The following is a 19,411-nucleotide window of genomic DNA, read 5'->3' as shown; positions in this document are numbered from 1 at the left end:
ATGTTATACATAACAAATATATATGAATTATTTAATTATCCAAATTTAATTAAGAAATTACTTTGAAATACAATAACAACTATCCAATAGATGATATACTTCACTAATTTTTTTAGCGAATCTATCGCATAAAATTCGAGTTTTACTAACGATAATTACTCGTGCATCTGTTTTATTCTTAAGATCCCCTTTTTGAATAACACACTTTATCTGCGGATAATAAATTACTAATTCATTGGATTGCTTGTCTTGTTGATACAAATCAAACTCCCCCTCCAGCCAATTAAGGAATTGATAAAACACATCTGACTCTGCTATGGGGTATCTCAATTCCAAAGTATTAACACCGTTCGTTTTTTTAGATGAAATATTGAAAATTCTTTTTTCTAAAACCATAATTAAGTGGATATTGTCTATTTAAGCAAAAGAAGTACTTGAATTGTTTGAGCTCACACCACTTTTATACTGAGCATACGAAAATCCGGAATGGATACCATAAAAACCTACTTCCCCTGCTTTATTGCGAGCCGGTAACCCCACCTGGAAATCTTTATAATTTGAAATGTTTTTAATTATTCTCCCAATAGCTATTTCACAGGCTTCCTGGGGAGACTTCCCATTACGCATTAACTCTACTACTAAAAAACTATTTACACTTTTCATCATAGCTTCTCCTATTCCGGTTAAACCTGCGGTTATTAAAAATTTTCTTCGTTTCACAGTCTTAATTTCAAAATCTGCTTGAAGAATGATTACTTGGAAATTCTTACTCTTCTACTATTCCCTCCAGATAAAATCACCATTTTTTATTGACCAGGAATTCCCGAAGAATCCACTTGCCTTAACACCTGAAACTCCTTCTTTCATCATTTTGTTATCAAAGATTAACAGATCAGGAAAACTTGTTCCGTTCACTAGGTAATCGTTGGCATAAGCACCTCTCATACCATTATTTCCTGTAGCAGTAACCACTCCTATGCTAGCGCTTTCACTATCTTTTCGAGGATAAATAAAATAAGCACCCCACTGATCCCCCTGCAGGCTTTTATCTCCAAACATTATTTTATTGTTGGAAACCTGGATTGGTGAATCTTTAAGTAACCCATTCCAGGCACTGTTATTATCTTTGTTCCCATAGATAATAACATTTTGATTGGAATAATTAGAGGGATTAAAATCTGTATCTTTTACCAATTCGATATTCCCATTAGCCCTATACCAAAATTTTTCAGCATCAAACCTGGCCCTGTTATAGTACCACTCATTTTCTTCCGCGGTACCATTTGAGGCATATACAAACATCACATTATTTCTAAAAGCATCCTTAAATCCACCATTTCGATGTGGCCCTTTTTCCCAGGCTGATGGAGCTTTTGAAAGCTTCCATGAGTCGTTTTCTTTTCTGAAATAAATATTATCGCCCACATTGGAGGGAAGAGCAATATCCTGGTCATCAATAAAAATAGTATCTAAAGTAGAGAGCCCCATTTTCTGAGCATCAACTTTCAAGGTTGCCACATTATGGGTGCCCACACTAATATTTTGCTCATTTCTGTTAAATCTAAAAGAGCTTATTTCAAAGGGTTTTTCTTGTTGAAGGATACTTACAAAATGTGAACCGGCAGAAACTCCCGGCGAAGCTGTAGCAAATTCGATTTCATCTATGCTTCCCGGACTTTTTATATGTCTGGCTTTAAAAAATTCGAAAATTGGAGGCCAGTCCACGCTTTCATTTCCATACCAATGCGTTCCATTTGGGTACTCAAAATAGGCGAAATCATTATGGAACTTCCCAAGGCGTTCCCGCATATTCCTGGCGATAGAGGTAGGGACCACTGAATCTACTTCCCCATGTAACACATAAACCCCAAAGTGCAAATAATTATTTAGCATTTTGAGGGTCCTGCTTGGGTTTCCCGCCCGTCTTATAATCGAATCCAAATCAATATCGGTTTCATTTTCCAATGTTGAAGTGGTCATGCGCAAGAAATCTGCTTTAGTCGTCCCCATTTTGGCAAACTCTTCTTCCGAAGCACCCAGCATCCTACGAATGAAATTTTGGCGATATTCTAATAAATCAGGATAACCGGCAGCCGGTGCGATAGCTGCAAATCTATCTGGATAGGTTGCGCCTAAATACCAGGTACCATGTCCTCCCATGGAATGTCCCGTGAGGTAGGTATGTTGAGGGTCGGTTTTCAAAAGTTCTTCAGCATGTGTCAAGACCTCCAGGGCATCCAAACGCCCCCAGTCTTCCCAGGCAAACCCAAAAGGCCTTCGGTTGGTAGGTGCTACTATATGCCCCCAGTCTTTCTGTTTATACGCATTCGCCTGGTTCACCGCTTCTACAGATGCTCCATGAACAGACAAGAACATCGCTTGATTTTCGGTATTCTGATCTAAAGAAGGGGCCATACTGTAATATTGAACACTTCCATCTATATCGCTAATAAATGTTTTTTTATGATGTTTAAATTTTGATTTTACCGCCAGCTCAATAGTATCTATATCCACAACTTTCCCAGCCTTGTTTTTTAACTGAAGTATGACATTGGTCACATCATTATTTGTCAACTCCTCTGGTACGGGAATTTGAAAAGTTACTTTTCGAATGTTTAATGGTGAAACTGGAGGGATTGGGGTTTCAATCTCAGCATCTCCAATCCTGGCGAATATTTTTGCCCCTTTGAGCCAGTTATTATTAGTATTCATTACTCGAATGCCACCCATTATAGGTTCCTGATTTTCCCTTAGTAAATCGGGCAGAGTCATATCCCTTTCTGTAAACTGGACGGGGCTGTTGGCCTTTAGAAGCCTTGCACGCATATTTGAAAACCTACCTCCGGATAAGACAAACTCATTTTTCCCTTTTTTAAGCTGTATGGGTATGAGACTCCATCCAAAGTCATAATGATCCCCTTCATGGGGTAGTCCATTGATAAGAGCCAATGTATGACCCGAAGCTTCAAAAAGCACTGTTTTTTTAGACTCAGATTCATATTCCAGATACAAGTAACCTGAACGAAGCAAGGGGTCCTCAAATTGACTATTTTCTCCTGCCTCTATTTTCTCCCACTCCAATATTTTATCGGAAAATTCATCAATTTCTGTCTTTCCCTCATAAATATTGCTTTCCCCGGCGGCTATTATTCTGGCAAAAAATGGATCTTTATCAACTGAATGCGGAGTGAAGCTTAAGTTTCTTTTTTTCAATATCAAACCTTCCTTAAAAAGGTGCACAACCTTTCCTTCGTCGATATTTTCAACTTTTTCTTTGCCGAAATATTGAACAATATTTCCTTCTTTATTCTGAGAATATAAAAAAGAGGAAAAGATGAGTAGATAAATAAAACAACTTATTTTAATTCTCATTTTTAATTTATTTTAAATCTGTCTTTGAAATAATCACAATTCTCAAAATACCCCTCACAAAAAAATGAGAAAGGCAATAATATAGTAAAGAGCCGGCATCAAATAACCGGCTCTTTGGCTAAACTCAAAAAACTAAACAATTATTACTAATACTCTTTATTGAGGCCAAATTTAATCGGGTATTATTTGTTAAATCATATCCTAGCATACATCAACACACCTGAATAATTGGAATCTGATATATTCCAACCTGGATAAGTTTTTTTGATATTCAGAAAATTTAATTATTTCCTCTGAGGCTATATAATCTTAATAAACAATGGCTTACGGATTGAATTAGTAATAATGACGCCTAAACGCCTCCATAGCAGCGTATTGCGCCAAACCAAGTTCACGGTATTTTACCGCTGTTTCTTTATTCCTATCTTCAGCCCGTACCCAAAACTCTCTAATATCCTCTCCCTGAAACATTACTCCATCTTTTTGAGATTGATGAAAAAATATTGCCTGCCTCTTTTTTAAAACCTGATCTGGACTTAATGGAACAGCCATATCTATCTCATGTAATTCAAACTCATGCCAGGCTCCTCTATATAACCACAACCAACAATCTTTCATAAAATCTTTATGCTTAATCTCTCCCAGAACCTTCAGAATTATATCTAAGCATACCTTATGGGTCCCATGTGGATCTGCTAAATCTCCCGCAGCATATACCTGATGCGGCTTAATTTCTTCAATTAGATCTCTAACAATTTTGATATCCTCAGTGGACATAGGACTCTTTTTAATGGTGCCCGTTTCATAAAACGGAAGATTTAAAAAATGGACCTGTTTATCATCCAATCCTTCAAAACGTGTTGCGCCCAAAGATTCCCCCTTTCTTATCCTAGCCTTTAGCTTTCTTACTTCAGGACTATTAACCTCATTCTCTCTTCTGGATTTAATTTGGTGGATAATAGAATCTATTTTCCTGGCATCATCGCCACAAGTTAAATCTCTGGCTACTTCAGCAAATTTTAAGGCTTCATAATCTGGCACTGCTATATTACCTGATGTTTGATAGGCCACATGCACTTCATGCCCCTGTTCTACCAACCTATCAAATGTGCCACCCATGGAAATAACATCATCATCTGGATGAGGGCTAAAAATCAACACACGTTTAGTTTGAGGCAAAGCTCTTTCCGGCCTGTTTGTATCATCAGCATTAAATTTCCCTCCTGGCCAACCAGTAATGGTATGCTGCATTCTATTGAACATCTCTATATTTAAATTGTATGCGGAACCCTCCTGAGCCAATAGATCTGCCATCCCATTATCATTATAATCTTTGTCGGTAAGATTTAATATTGATTTGTTTACCTTTTGACATAGCCAGATAATCCCTCTACCTCTTAATTCCGTTGTCCAATTACAAGATCCTACTAGCCAGGGCGTTTTTATCCGGGTTAATTCAGAGGCTGCCCCTGTATCTAAAATAAAGCTGGTGTTTTTATGTTTTTGTAAATAAGTAGCGGGAACTGAGGGGGAAACCTCCCCTTCAATCGTCTCTTTAATTACTTCAGCTTTATTTTGCCCCCAGGCAAGCAAAACAATTCTCCTAGCGCTTCTAACCGTACTAATCCCCATGGTGATAGCTTTTTTAGGAACGTTCGAAATACCATGAAAAGAGGGGGCTGCGTCAGCTCTTGTTAAATGATCAAGAGTAATCATCCTTGTTCCTGAATTATAATGGGATCCCGGTTCATTAAAACCAATATGCCCGGTGCGACCTATCCCTAACAATTGGAAATCTAATCCTCCTACATCTTTTATCTTAGCTTCATATGCCAGACAATATTCAATTATTTTTTCTTGTGGGATTTTTCCATTAGGAATATTGATATTCTCAGGCTTGATATTAATATGATTAAAAAGATGTTCGTGCATAAAATAGTGATAACTCTGAACATTGTCTTCATCCATAGGCCAATATTCATCCAAATTAAAGCTTATCACATTTTCAAAACTCAAGCCCTCTTCTTTATGTAACCTCACTAATTCAGCATATACATTTATTGGGGAAGAGCCTGTAGCTAAACCTAATACACAATTTTCACCTTTATCTTTTTTATTCTTTATGAGATCTGCAATTTCCCCGGCAACCAATTGGGAGGCATGATCTGAGCTTGAAAAAACCATATTATGGATTTTTTCAAATCGGGTTTCTTCAAATTTACCGGGAGCTTTGTAGACAATATTTTTCTGATCTTCCTGAACGATTTTCATAACTATAATAAATTTCAATAAGTTCGGTAAAATTACAAAAATTGTTTTATGTATAACATATTAAATTAATATAAAAAGAGGAGATTTTCACCTCCTCTATAAATTAATCCTGGGCCCACCATAATGGGGTAAACACACTATCTTCACCACCTAAATGATTTAAAGCTTGTTGATAACCTTCAGGAACATTATTCGCTAAATTACTTGGGTATCGCAATCGTTGCGGAAAGAAATTCTGTTGAACATCCATAAAATTCCCACTGGTTAATTGTGGCATATCAGAAAGTGGATTTTCCACAGCCGGAGTATCAAAAAATGGTAAGCCTAATCGTCTATGATCACTCCAGGTCTCAAGAGGTAACCATGGAACCTGAGCAATGAATTTTTGAGTAATAATCTTAGTCAAATGATCATTCTTAACACTTCCATTCATATATAAATCATTTTCAGGATATTCATAAGATGTAGTACCAGACTCCCCGGTGTAACCATTCACAAATTCCATGCTTACACTCGAAGGCGGTTCGGCTGTATGATCCCAGTTAACCGAAGTTCCCACCCTGTTATATTCCTCTGATGTCAAATAATCATTTGCATAGGAAGAAACATTCCAGTATTCAAAACTTTGCTTAACTCCTTCTTCATAAGCCAATTTCCCATCTATAGGAACTCCCCATCCACGAACTGCAGCTTCGGCTATTAAAAAATAGGATTCCCATGAACCAAAGAATATCCTTTCGGAGGTACTATTTCTAAAACGATGTGCTAAACGAGGGATTGCTCCAGGCCAACTGTAAACCTGATTTTTAGAACCTTTTTCCCCCCAGCTGCCAATACTAGGTGCATTCCAGGTAAATGCCGCATCAATTTCTTTTACAACATTCCCTTCAGCATCAACAAGGTTTCTTGTCGTTACTCCAGTTGCATCCGGTGCCCAGGAAGGATAACGGTTCATATCAGGGTCATTAAAATCACCAGGAATCACATAGGCCTCATAAGCACGGGGATCTATTTCTTTAGGCAAACCATCAAACCAATATTCTGAAACAGGATTAGTAGTTAAGGTGGTAAAATGATCCTCAAGTTTTAAACCTAAATAATTTTCTGGTTTAATATATTGATGTAAATCCGCATTTAATAGTTCCTCAGAAGAAATACCGCCTAATCCAACCATCAGGTTATTAAGGGTTGGAGAGAGATATTGATTATTCCACTCCCGGCTCATTACTCCGGTTAATGCATCCCATCCTGGTTTTTCGGCAACTTTAAAGTTCATATCAAGACTGGAAATAAAATTACTTCCTGAAACCGCATCTTCAAATTCTGCTTGTGCTTTAGAAGCATCAACTTCAGAAAGTCTCATGGCCAAACGCATACGCAGGGAATTTGCATAGGCAGTCCATTTATCAAAATCGTAGGAATAAGCAGGATCCAGATTTTCAACATTGGATGGAACCATCACATCCGGCTCCATATCTGCAACCGCAATTTTTAACTCTTCCAGCATATAGTAATAAACTTCCTGGACACTGTTAAAATCCGGATTTACACCCTGAAATCCATTAATGGCAATGGGACCGAAGTTATCGGACATTTCACTCATTAAATAAGCCCTCCAAATACGCGCAACCTGCTTTAAGTTATTGGTATACGGTTGAATATTACCTTTCTCAATTTTCTCATCTGCTATTTGTACAGCGGTATTGGCATGATTGAGCCAACCAGAAATATAGTTAAAATAATCACTTGACCATCCATCACTTACATATCCAACGGGCAGGGAATTGATACGATCCATACGTCCAGCCGCTTTCCAATATAAAACAAAAGCACGTTCGGCTATATGTGGATCCTGTTGGGCGCCTATAATAGAATTATTTATAAAATACTCTACCTGTACCTGCTCTGCCGTAGCAGCCGTAGGGTTTTCATTGATCTCTTCAAAATCAGAACAAGAACTAATCAGAATACTTGTGCCCATAAGGAAAAGTCCTTTTCTTAAAATTTTATTCATTAAAAACATAATTTGTTATTTTTAGAAATTAACACCAAGATTGATAAAAAAAGTACGTGACGTCGGAGATGCAAGATTTTCAAAACCAACTGCATTGGTGGCAGTAGCGTAAACCGACTCTGGATCTACACCATTTAATTCACTATCAATCATCCATACATTATTCGCCGAAAGACCTATATATGCTTTTTGAAAGAAAGTATTATCAATCAATTGAGATGGAAAATCGTATCTTAAATTAACAGTCCTTAACCTAACATTGGTAGCATCATAAATATTAGCTTCCGTAATCCCCAGGTTTCCGGACCGCGCTGTAATTCCCTGCCAGTATAATTGAGGTGAAACTACTGTGGTATTTTGAGAGAAGTTACCTTCTTCATCTGCTACCACCCCTGGCACCACTAAATCTTCACGCTGACCGTTCACTACTGTGGCCGAGCCAGTACCTGCGCTTTGGAGGGCTCTATTGGTACCTGAATAAATCTCGCCACCTAATCGTGCGTCAATTAGAAAGCCAAAAGTGAAATTTTTAAACATAAAGGTATTGGAAAAACCAATAAGCGCATCTGGTTGCTGATTTCCTAATCGCACTCTTTCATTGTTTGCCAAAGGAATTCCATTTGCATCTACTACAATTTCACCAAAAAACGGACTATTTTCATCCTCGACCCTCTGGTACTGAGTACCATAAATTTCTCCGTAGGGCTCACCGGAAACTGCTAGTATGCTCACATTATCAAAACCACCTAAACCATATTGGGTAACGCTCTCTGTCAATCTGTTTACCGTGTTTTTATTACGTGAATAGTTCAGATTCATATCCCAGCTAAGGCCCTGTGGATTATCAAGGACTCGACCATTTACCATCAATTCAACTCCTTCATTTTGTATATCTCCCGCATTTGCTTTTATAGAGCTATATCCACTCAATGGGTTCAATGGTAAGTTGATTAACTGTCTGGTAGCATTGGTTTTATAATAAGAAAAGTCAAATGCCAAACGTCCATCTAAAAATCTCGCTTCAAACCCGAGTTCTTTAGATTTAATTAACTCACTTTTTACATCTGGATTGAAAAGAGTACCATTACGCCCGGCGGTTGTATTTCCGTTGGGATCCTTTCCAATAGAATAAAAATTAACTAGCTGATACGCCGGAAGGTCGTTTCCTACTTCGGCATATGAACCTCTAATTTTACCATAGGTAATCCAGTCAGGAAGGCTTCCACCATTCTCGGTGATCATATCGGTAAATACAATGGATGTGCTTATAGAAGGATAAAAGAACGACCGGTTCTCTTTGCTTAAAGTCGAAGACCAATCATTACGCCCCGTTATATCTACAAATAAATATCCATCATAATTAAATTGAACAGTTCCATATAATGAGTTGATCTTTTTATGACTGTATGATTCTCCTACTCCAGGATTACCCACACCATTGTTCAGAGAAAATAAGTCGGGAACTTCCAATTCTCCAGAACTTCCACTAATAGAACTGGATTCTCTTTCCATAAGGTTACCTCCTAAATTCATAGCAGCACCAAAGTCACCAATAATATTATCTTTAGATGCACTTAACAGAAAGCTATAATTAGTTTCTGAAAAAGTATTTTTGCCTAAACTGTAACGTCCTGTAGCGGACAATGGACTTCCTGAAAAGAGCTTAGATTCCGTATTGGTAGTATATAAATCTGCACCAGCCTTGATCTCCCCACTTAACCAATCTGTAAATTGATGTTTCAAAGAACCATTTAAAAGAAAACGATCCCTATTGTCCATATTCAGGTTATTTCGATAAGCCCAGTAAGGATTAATTGAATTACTTGGCACATACCATATCATATTACCAAATTCATCACTTCCCGCTTCATAGTCGGTGACATCGATACTACGTGGCAATAAATACATAGTTGCAAATGAGTTCGAAATATTGGCTCCATTTAGGGGCCTGTTTTTAGCTGTCGCACTAATATATTGAACCTTAACATCGGTTGTCCAGTTATCAGACTTTCCAAAAATTGAGGTGGCACGGGTCATCAGGTTTAAACGTTGCAGTTCTGAGCCTGGGATCATACTATCATCATCAAGGTAGGTAGCTGAAGAATACATCGAGGTTCCATTACTAACCTGTTGTTGAAATGATAAAGTGTGGGTTTGACTCAAACCAGTATCAAAATAATTATCAAGATTATCATACGCCTGAAGCTGAACTTGTTCACCCTGGGCATTTTCTACGGTTTGACCTTCAATCTTTGGACCCCAACTTGATCCAGACTGATTATCATAAACTCCATCCGCGCCCTGGGCAAATGAATCCTGAAGATCAGGAGAAGTAAAAATGGATTCAAAACCAATTGAGGTTGAATAGCTGATTCCTAATCCATCGGTTTTCTTCCCTGATTTAGTAGTTATAAGAATCACACCGTTCCCAGCACGTGATCCATATAATGCTGCAGCCGAAGCCCCTTTTAATACAGACATACTTTCTATATTTTCAGGATTTAGATCACCTAATCCATTACCCATATCAGGTGACGGATTCCAGTAATCGTTATTTGCTGCCCCAGTAAAGTTATCCATTGGAATTCCATCGACCACAATCAAAGGCTGATTATCCCCGGTTAGGGAGTTATTTCCTCTAAGTACAATTTTTGAAGAACTAGCCGGGCCATTTCCACCTCGAATTACCTGTAATCCAGCTACCTTTCCACTGAAAGCATTCGCCAGATTGTTTTCCCGGCTCTCTACTAAGGCATCACCGCTTACTTCCTGTAGAGCATATCCCAGGGATTTACGTTCACGCTTTATGCCCAGTGCTGTAAGTACAACTTCGTCTAAGGCTTCCATATTGGTTCCTAAAGTTATATTTATCACATTTTCCGCTCCCGGAGAAATTTCTTTTTCTTCATATCCTATCATTGAGAAAACCAGTATAGCCTCTTCAGAAATTTCAATAGAATATTCACCATTAAAATTGGTAGCCACTCCATTATTTGTACCTTTTTCTAAAACGGTAACCCCTGGCAAAGGCATTCCATTCTGTGCATCAGTAACGACACCGCTTACGGATTTTTGTTGAGATAGAACATTTTCAATATTTAGAAAAAGTCCAATCACAAGAAAAAAGAAGATTTTTTTACTCATAAGTTTTTTGTGTTTTTGTTAAAACATATTTAGATGTTAGTCAGTTAATTAATTGTGAATGAATTTCCAGTATCCCTTAAATATTTCAAAAAAATTTCGACTAACAACCACACAGAAAAGCTGAACAACAAAATTCACGAAAACGTTTAAGTTTTTTGTCAATTTTTTGAGAAAGGATTGCCTATAATCTAATTACAGCTTATTTAATAACTAACTAAGAGGAAATATTCTATCTTAATAAGCCTGGTGTTTAACCAAGCTAAATTACATGCATAAAGTCAAATTTATTTTTGCTTCCAGTGTGGATAACCAAAATGAAAGGGTTATCTACTTTATAAAATTAGCCAGATATTTTTTATGGGGAAGAAAGTCGCTTGCCATGCCTTGGCCGGAATTGATATTATAAAATTAATACTAGAAGTAATTTACTCTTAAACCAAAGAGTTTACTGCCTATCTAAAGTTTTCAGTAGCCTTTAATTTAAATTCTATATGGCCGTCCTTAAGCAATTTATCATGGTCAATAAAATAACTTTTGTTGCCTTTACCATCGATTTCTATACTATCTATATAAATATTTCCTTCAGATGCATTCGAAGTAAATACCAACGTTTCTTGTTTATAATAATTGTTGTTCAAGTGAATGCTTATCTTACTGAATTTTGGTGCTGAAAGGGCATATACGGGAGCAGCAGGTGTAATAGGATAAATTCCCATCATAGCAAATACCGCCCAGGCACTCATAGTACCAGTATCATCATTGCCAGGCAGGCCGTATGGACCATTTTTATAATAGGTACGGAGAAGGTCATCTACTCTTTTTTGGGTCTTCCATTCATCACCCCTACTGTAATTGTACAAAAATGGGTAGGCAATATCCGGCTCATTGGCCATATCGTAATGACTTTTATCAAAAATATAATCCAAACGCTTTACAAAATTCTTTGTATCCCCAGTTAATTTTATCATTTCGGGGATATCGTGTGGGACCATAAATAAATATTGCCAGGCATTTCCTTCTATATACCCCACATTTTTAGTGAAATTGGCACCGGCTTCAGGATCGAATGGTTTATACCATTCCCCGTTCCTGTATTTAGGCTGAAGGAAACCTGTTTCGGGATTATAAAGCTTTTTATAGGATAAAGACCTTTTGGAAAATTCGAGATAATCATCTTTTTTCCCTAAAGCTTTGGCCATCTGTGCTATTGCGTAATCTGAAATATTATATTCCAACGTAGTTGAAACAGGCCCTGCAATTCTGCTGTCAACACTTAAATAACCATTTTTTATATATTCTCCCAGCCCTGGCCTAAGTGGGTTATTCTCAGTTTGGGTAGCGCTTTTCAGCATCGCCTTATAGGCTTTTTCCACATCAAAACCGGTCAATCCCCTTAAATACGTATCGGCGATCACCACCGATGCAGGGTCCCCCACCATGGTAAAGGTTTCGGTGGAATTCAGCTCCCATTTTGGAAGCCAGCCATTTTCATCATACATATCCAGCATGGAATTGACCATTTGCAGCTGCTCTTCGGGATATACCAAACTCATTAATTGATGGTAATTGCGATACGTGTCCCAAAGGGAAAAAACTGTGTAACGGGTTCCATTTGTGGTTCCTATCTTTCCAGTGGCAACTTCAGGATATTCGCCATTTATATCGTTTAGGATATTGGGGTGGATCTGGGTGTGATATAGAGCCGTATAAAAGATCGATTTTTTATCTTCTGTCCCTCCCTCTACTTCGATTCTGGATAATTTCTTGTTCCATGCTTCTTTGGTATCTTTATAAACCTCATCAAAAGATTTTTTACCCACTTCCTTTTCCAAGTTTTCCCTGGCGTTTTCAATGCTCACATAAGAAATACCAATTTTCACCTCTACTTTTGTAGGTTCCTTAAAATTATAACTGAAATACGCCCCAATACTGTCACCCACCACTTCCCGGGTAAAGCTTTCCTTTATTCTTGTCCTGGCATTGTATCCCATCCATTGGGCTTCTTTCCCCGTATTTTTATAGGGAGTGTTCCAGATTCCAAAATTATCGGCAGGCTTCGATAATTTTGCCACAAAGTAAACGGGGTAAGCCGCTTCGGGACTGTTATAGCAAAAAGAACCCACCATCCTTAAACCTTCAACTTCTGAAGCCGAATTGATTTTCAACATGCCTCCCTGTTCATTGGTAAGTCCCAATCCAAGGTTTAGTAAAATATTTGATTCCCCGGCAGGAAAAGTATAGCGGCTTACACCAACCCTTGTTGAAGCCGTAGCTTCGGTTTTAATATTGTATCCATCTAAAGTAACCGAGTAATATCCAGCTTTTGCAACCTCTTCAGAGTAAGTGGAACCATATTCAAGATGATTTGTTTTAAGCTTCCCTGTGGTTGGCATGCTTATGATAACCCCAAGATCGGGGCAACCTACGCCACTGAGGTTTACATGGGAAAAGCCCGTCAAATACGAATTTTCATGAACATAGGGGTTAGACAGCCACTGGCTGTCTTTCTCCAACGGGTTTAATTTGATTTTCCCCGCCACATTAAAAGGAGATACACTGGCCATTCCCCGGGGCGCAATAGCACCGGGATGGGTAGCTCCATAATTGGAAGTGCCTATAAAAGGGTTCACATAATCCACAGGTTGCTCTTGTCCGAACACTACACTACAGAACAGTAAAGCCAAATAACTTGATTTTAGTTTACCCATTTTTAAGAAATTCTAATATTTTATTTTTCGTAGGTAAGATATGCCGATACCAACCAATGGTTTAATTTATCACCATCTATAGGAGTAGCATCAATATCGATTATCAATTCGTGCTTTCCCGCTTCTAAATTTCCCAAATCCAGTACATATGGCTTGACCAGCGATCCCGGGCACCAATTGGAACGTGATAAATCTGAAGATGCCAAACGCTCCTCTACCTCCTTAAACATTTTTTCGTGATTTTCATTGTAGGCCCGGGCCGTATCTTTCCGGGTCCAAACCCCTGAAGAAGGATTGAACCTCCTGAAAGAAGCACAATCGTCCCGCCAGGGAATAGTATCTACAACAGTTTTTTTATCAAACTTGAGCGTATTATTTAATTTAATAAACTCGTCGCCTCCGCTGTGACCACCATGGCCGGTAGTGATATAATAAAGTTTGGCGTTTTTGGCATTTTCCGGCAAGTTGAAAGTCGCTTTCAAAGGATTAAAAGCGAAAAGGTCGGGATGTTTTTGACCTGCATAATATACTGTGTTTACTATAGGTTGCACCTTTTTAAGTGTTAGTGCACGACCGGAATATTCGAATTCCACACTTATTTCATAACCTTCGGCGGTCCAGGTATCCACCCAGACGCCAATAAGCAGATCCCCGGTAAGTTCATCGGCCAGTTGGGAAACATCCATTTCCCATACTACTTCATCTTCCCATTTGGGAACATATACCGGGCGGTTATACCGTATGTTCGGATTTTTTTCCTCATCACTGTAATAACCAACACCGAAAGGGGTCATAAACCTAAGAACTTCCAAAGCAGGTTCATAATTGCCGCCAATTTTTATACCTGGATAACCTTCTACGCCCGCCGCTTCAGGATAACTGGCGGTATTTTTGGCAATGTCTATAAAACTCAGCTTTTCGGGATTGGGAATCACAAAAAGGGAACCCGATTTGTCCCAGCGGTCGCCGGCCGACTTTAAGGTTACTTTAACTTTTACATCAGTGCCTTCCGGAAAAACAGGCGCTTGAATTTGTTTGAGAATTATTCTACCATCCTGTAAATATTCCACGCCTGGAACCACTTTTTTTTCTCCCGTAAAATTCATTGGGATCTCATCAAAGATCTTGATTTTTTGGGCACTTTGGGCCATTACTAACCCGCCGATCAAGAAGCCGAGTACAAACAAAAACGGCTTTAGAATTGTCTTTAGCATTTTTTTATTTAGTTAGAATCCTTTATTCTGAAGAAATCAGGACGAAGTTGTACATTATTTTTTCTCCAAACTAAGAGAGTAAGGCACTGCATCTTTTTCACTGCCCCAATTTTTATTGGGTTCATCGGTCATTTCAAATTTCAGGATCCCCCCTTTCATAATATCCTCATAGTTCAGGTATGTTTTCTTCCATTTTTCTCCGTTTTGCAACACCGAACTTAAATAGAAATTTTCTTCGGAATTGTTTTCGGCAAGAATCTCGTATTTATTTCCATTTTTCAGTTTAAGGATGGCCTGGTCGAACAACGGGCTACCAATCACATATTGATTGGTCCCGGGGGTCACCGGATAAAATCCAAGGGAGCTGAAAACATACCAGGCTGAAGTTTGGCCGTTATCTTCATCTCCACTATATCCATCCGGAGTGGCCGAATAAAGTTTAGTAAGGACTTCCCTGACATGTTTTTGAGCCTTCCAGGGTACACCTGCATAATTATAGAGATAAATCATATGCTGAACCGGCTGATTGCCATGGGCATAATTCCCCATATTTACAATTTGCATTTCCCTTATTTCGTGAATTGGAAACCCGTAATAGGAAGCATCGAAATGAGGTGGCAGTTCAAAAACAGTATCCAGCATTTGGGTGAACTGATCCCTCCCGCCCATCAGGTCGATCAATCCATCTACATCCTGAAACACGCTCCAGGTATAATGTAAACTGTTTCCTTCAGTAAAGGCATCACCCCATTTCAACGGATTAAATGGTTTTTGAAATGTACCATCTTCGTTCTTCCCCCTCATGAGATTGGAAGAAGGATCAAACAAATGGGTATAGTTATGAGCCTGTTTATAAAAACGTTTAGCGATCTTATCCTTTCCGAGCTTTTCAGCAAATTTGGCAATAGCCCAATCGGCATATGCATATTCCAGGGTCCGTGCGGCATTTTCATGGATACCCACATCATAGGGCACATAACCTAATTTGTTATAATAATCAATTCCTTCCCTTCCCACCGAGCTTTCCGGCCTTCCTTCTTCAATATTCGCATTTTTCAAAACAGCTTCAAAAAGTACCTCGATATCCTTTTCATGCATATTTCCTTTTAAATAGGCATCGGCGACAATAGAAGCCGAGTTAGAACCAATCATACTGCCGCGGTGACCGGGACTGGCCCATTCCGGTAACCATCCCGATTCCTTATAGGTATTGGCCAGGCCTTCCATAATTTGCTTGTTCATCTCAGGATACATTAGGTTGAAAAACGGGAAAACCGCCCTAAAGGTGTCCCAAAAACCATTATCAGTAAACATATATCCGGACAGTACTTTGCCATTATATGGGCTGTAATGCACTATTTCATTGGCTTCGTTTAGTTCGTAAAACTTACGCGGAAAAAGCAATACCCGGTAAAGGCTGGAATAAAATGTCCTGATGTGGTCTATATTCTTATCTTCTATATGAATTTTCCCCAGTTCTCTATTCCAAGCTGCCTCTGCCCTTTTTGTGATCTCGATAAAATTGTTATCCCCAATTTCCCGGTTAAGGTTTAGCTGTGCCTGTTCCGGGCTAATGAACGAGGAAGCAAGCTTTACCGTTACCTCTTCCCCTTTTGTGGTCTTAAAACCAACAATCGCTCCCACGTGTTCCTTTTCAGCCCCTGTAGAATTCTTATTCAATTTCCATTCATCTTCCCAGGTATGAGTGAGCTCAAAATCTTTATCAAATTCGGCCACAAAATAATTATGGAAATTCTCCGGTACCCCGCCGCTGTTATTCCTCACGTAACCGATAATTTTTCTTTCTTCCGGCAATATTTTTACCATAGAGCCTTTAAAGAAAGCGTCCAGTAAAATAAAAGCACTATCGGTTTTGGGGAAAGTAAATTTAAAAATCGCCGCCCTTTCCGTAGGGGCTACTTCTGCTTTAACATCGTAATCAGCCAGGTAAACACTATAATAATGAGGCTTTGCGATCTCTGCCTTATGCGAAAACCAGGAAGCGCGATCATCCTCCTTAAATTTCAGCTCTCCGGTAACTGCCATGAGGGAAAAAGCAGCATAATCATTGATCCAGGGGCTCGGTTGATGGGTTTGTTTGATTCCCCGAATCTTATGATCGTCATATTTATAAGCCCACCCATCGCCCATTTTTTCGGTTTGTGGTGTCCAGAAATTCATCCCCCAGGGCATAGCTATCGCGGGATATGTGTTCCCCGAAGAAAGCTCGTAAGAAGAATCGGTTCCCATTAACGGGTTCACCAAATTAACATAAGAAGTTTCCTGGCCATGGACCTCAGGTAGGAACAATTGTCCGAATACGACTATCAAAATGAAATGGGTAAAACGCATAAGCTGTAATTTTATTCGACTATAATTTCATCAATAAAGGTCCATGAACCTCCATAGGTTGATTTTTTGAAATTGGTAATCTTCACTTTTACAAAACGTGCAGTTTCTTGTTCAAATTCTGCCGTAAAATCCTTTAAAACTATAAATCCTTTATTTTCGAACTCCCTGTTAATCTCTCCAACCAATTTAAGGTCATCTTTTTCGGTACTTATATAATATTCAAGTTTTACCGGGAAATAAATTCCCGAGCCCTGATCGGCCATACTGCCTACTGATATCTTTGAGATTGACTTTGGTTCCCCGAGATCTACGCTAATGCTAACATCTTTGCCCATCCAGCCCAGCCACTGCCCGTCATGGAAGTTCTTGCTTCCCCGTAACACATTGACTGTGGTTTTTTCACCTATACCGGTATAGCGATCACTATACTTAGGTTCATAGTTTACATTTGAACCTACAGCTTTATGGAACCTGAATTCTTTTTCGAGCACATCTCCTTTCAGCTTACCATCCTCAAATACAGCAGCTTTTAAATTACTGCTGGAATCCAGCAAAACTGGATCCTCGTAAACTTCTGAAGATGGATTTGGTTTTTTGCCGTCAAGGGTATAACGAATCTTAGCATCAGGAAGTTCACTTTTCAAACGGATACTGATCTTCCCGGTAGCACTATCTACTGTAGCATCAGCAGTTACATCGTACATGGTAGTGCTATAATTGATGTCTAAATAATCGAAGCGTTTTTTCAAATTTTCCAATCGGCGGGTAAAATTATTCCAATCCTTCTTTTCTTCGGGCGTCCACAGTATTTCAGATAGCGCTGCCAGCCTTGGGAACAACATATATTCCGAATGGGATTCTGTTGGAATATATTCACTCCAAAGGTTGGCCTGAGCTCCAAGAACATGCTCTTTTTGTTCAATACTCATACTATCTACCACCGGATCGAATTCATATACCAGGTGCAAGGGATTATAACCTCCCTGGGCAATAGGTTCCTTATCGGGATCACCCTGATAATGATTAAAATATAAGGGTGTCCCCGGGCTCATTATCACATCATGACCCTGCTTAGACGCTTCCCAGCCCCCGTCAATCCCCCTCCAACTCATTACCGTAGCACCCGGTGCCAAACCTCCTTCCAGGATCTCGTCCCAACCTATCAATATACGATCATGGGAACTGATAAAGCGTTCCATTCTTTTTATGAAATAACTCTGCAACTCTTCTACATTCGCCAGGCCTTCTTCTTTCATCCTACGCTGGCAATCCGGGCATTTTTCCCATTCGGTCTTGGTGGCTTCATCCCCACCCACGTGAATGTATTTTGAAGGAAAAAGCTCCATAACTTCCAGTAACACATCTTCCAGGAACTCAAAAGTTGTTTCTTTTCCCGGGCAGTAAATATCGGTAATGGGCCATACGCCTCCAGAGGGTATCGCAATGGGTTCACCGGTACAGGAAAGCTCGGGATAAGCTGCAATGGCGCTCATTACGTGCGCAGGCATTTCGATTTCAGGCACCACACTTATAGCTCGGTCTTTAGCATAGGCCACAATTTCCTTTATATCTTCCTGGGTATAAAAACCGCCATAGGTGGCTTCAACTCCCGGTTCATTCTGGGAACGGGCATTCCAATGCTTGCTTTCCTGATCTACCCTCCAGGCACCCACCTCTGTGAGTTTCGGGTATTTTTTGATTTCGATACGCCAGCCCTGATCATCCACCAAATGCAGGTGTAGGGTATTTAGTTTGAGCATGGCCAACCGGTCTATGGTTTTTAGGATATATTCCTTTTCAAAAAAATGCCTGGAAACATCCAGCATCAGTCCGCGCCATTTATATCGAGGCTTATCATTAATTTCTAAATTAGGAATAAGCCAAATTGTACCATCCTGAATTTGATCGTTTTCTATTTCAGGTGGAAGCAACTGCCTAATGCTTTCCAAGGCATATAGATATCCGGCAAAGCCACCAGCCTCAATGAATATTGAATTATTATCAACTTTTAAAGTATAGCCTTCTTCTCCTAATTCCTTGTTTTCTTTATACTGAACAAAGTTGGCTTTCGGTTTTTCGGAGACGGTTTTAAGTGAAAAACCCGCAGCCGATTTAAATTTATCTATAAGCAAAGCGGAAAGTTTTTCCTGCTCCTCATCATTTGCCACAAAAACAGTGTTTTTATCAAAGCGGAAAGAACCTTCTTTTAGCTCCATTTTTGCAGGCCTTGGAATGAGCATCACTTCTTCTTCAGAAAAAGTTTTTTTTTCACTATCGCCACAGGAGGAAAAAAAAGCTACGTTTAAAATCAGGAAAGCTTTTAATATTGTCTTCAT

General features: G+C 39.1%; 9 protein-coding genes. All 9 read right to left on the bottom strand.

All coding sequences use genetic code 11. The features are described from left to right. Nucleotides 1-417: 417 nt before the first annotated feature. The 9 genes from DHD80_RS13300 to DHD80_RS13260 all read right to left on the bottom strand — a co-directional run bounded on the left by DHD80_RS13300 (nucleotide 418) and on the right by DHD80_RS13260 (nucleotide 19,411). Nucleotides 418-720: an isoaspartyl peptidase/L-asparaginase gene (locus DHD80_RS13300; protein WP_251741870.1), complete on the bottom strand. Its 303-nt coding sequence runs from the start codon at nucleotides 718-720 to the stop codon at nucleotides 418-420. Nucleotides 721-777: 57 nt separating this feature from the next. Beyond that, nucleotides 778-3,372 carry a prolyl oligopeptidase family serine peptidase gene (locus tag DHD80_RS13295; protein ID WP_251741868.1) on the bottom strand — a complete coding sequence of 865 codons (2,595 nt, stop codon included), beginning with the start codon at nucleotides 3,370-3,372 and terminating at the stop codon, nucleotides 778-780. Nucleotides 3,373-3,708: 336 nt separating this feature from the next. Then, nucleotides 3,709-5,643 (bottom strand): glucosamine-6-phosphate deaminase, encoded by a 1,935-nt coding sequence (gene nagB, locus DHD80_RS13290; protein WP_251741866.1) that lies wholly within the window; start codon nucleotides 5,641-5,643, stop codon nucleotides 3,709-3,711. 103 nt (nucleotides 5,644-5,746) lie between these two features. Beyond that, entirely contained in the window at nucleotides 5,747-7,657 is a 1,911-nt protein-coding gene (locus DHD80_RS13285; protein ID WP_251741864.1) for a SusD/RagB family nutrient-binding outer membrane lipoprotein, read from the bottom strand. A gap of 21 nt (nucleotides 7,658-7,678) precedes the next feature. Next, entirely contained in the window at nucleotides 7,679-10,801 is a 3,123-nt protein-coding gene (locus DHD80_RS13280; protein ID WP_251741863.1) for a SusC/RagA family TonB-linked outer membrane protein, read from the bottom strand. Between the two features lie 452 nt (nucleotides 10,802-11,253). Then, nucleotides 11,254-13,509 (bottom strand): GH92 family glycosyl hydrolase, encoded by a 2,256-nt coding sequence (locus DHD80_RS13275; RefSeq protein WP_251741861.1) that lies wholly within the window; start codon nucleotides 13,507-13,509, stop codon nucleotides 11,254-11,256. 20 nt (nucleotides 13,510-13,529) lie between these two features. Further along, complete coding sequence (locus DHD80_RS13270) at nucleotides 13,530-14,723, bottom strand: PNGase F N-terminal domain-containing protein (RefSeq protein WP_251741859.1); 1,194 nt, start codon at nucleotides 14,721-14,723, stop codon at nucleotides 13,530-13,532. A gap of 54 nt (nucleotides 14,724-14,777) precedes the next feature. Beyond that, on the bottom strand, nucleotides 14,778-17,075 hold the full coding sequence (locus DHD80_RS13265) for a GH92 family glycosyl hydrolase (protein WP_251741858.1): 2,298 nt from the start codon (nucleotides 17,073-17,075) through the stop codon (nucleotides 14,778-14,780). Between the two features lie 11 nt (nucleotides 17,076-17,086). Continuing rightward, nucleotides 17,087-19,411 (bottom strand): glycoside hydrolase family 20 protein, encoded by a 2,325-nt coding sequence (locus DHD80_RS13260; RefSeq protein WP_251741857.1) that lies wholly within the window; start codon nucleotides 19,409-19,411, stop codon nucleotides 17,087-17,089.

This window comes from Gramella sp. AN32 (genome assembly GCF_023718305.1).
Classification (GTDB): Bacteria; Bacteroidota; Bacteroidia; order Flavobacteriales; family Flavobacteriaceae; genus Christiangramia; species Christiangramia antarctica.
Note: the sequence above shows the minus strand (reverse complement) of the source record. Positions and strands in the feature narration are given on the sequence as shown.

What these genes read in the sequence shown, in the direction of transcription:
- DHD80_RS13270 (WP_251741859.1), bottom strand. Translation starts at nt 14,723, where the DNA reads ATGCTAAAGACAATTCTAAAGCCGTTTTTGTTTGTACTCGGCTTCTTG.
- nagB (WP_251741866.1), bottom strand. Translation starts at nt 5,643, where the DNA reads ATGAAAATCGTTCAGGAAGATCAGAAAAATATTGTCTACAAAGCTCCC.
- DHD80_RS13265 (WP_251741858.1), bottom strand. Translation starts at nt 17,075, where the DNA reads ATGCGTTTTACCCATTTCATTTTGATAGTCGTATTCGGACAATTGTTC.
- DHD80_RS13280 (WP_251741863.1), bottom strand. Translation starts at nt 10,801, where the DNA reads ATGAGTAAAAAAATCTTCTTTTTTCTTGTGATTGGACTTTTTCTAAAT.
- DHD80_RS13275 (WP_251741861.1), bottom strand. Translation starts at nt 13,509, where the DNA reads ATGGGTAAACTAAAATCAAGTTATTTGGCTTTACTGTTCTGTAGTGTA.
- DHD80_RS13285 (WP_251741864.1), bottom strand. Translation starts at nt 7,657, where the DNA reads ATGAATAAAATTTTAAGAAAAGGACTTTTCCTTATGGGCACAAGTATT.
- DHD80_RS13260 (WP_251741857.1), bottom strand. Translation starts at nt 19,411, where the DNA reads ATGAAGACAATATTAAAAGCTTTCCTGATTTTAAACGTAGCTTTTTTT.
- DHD80_RS13295 (WP_251741868.1), bottom strand. Translation starts at nt 3,372, where the DNA reads ATGAGAATTAAAATAAGTTGTTTTATTTATCTACTCATCTTTTCCTCT.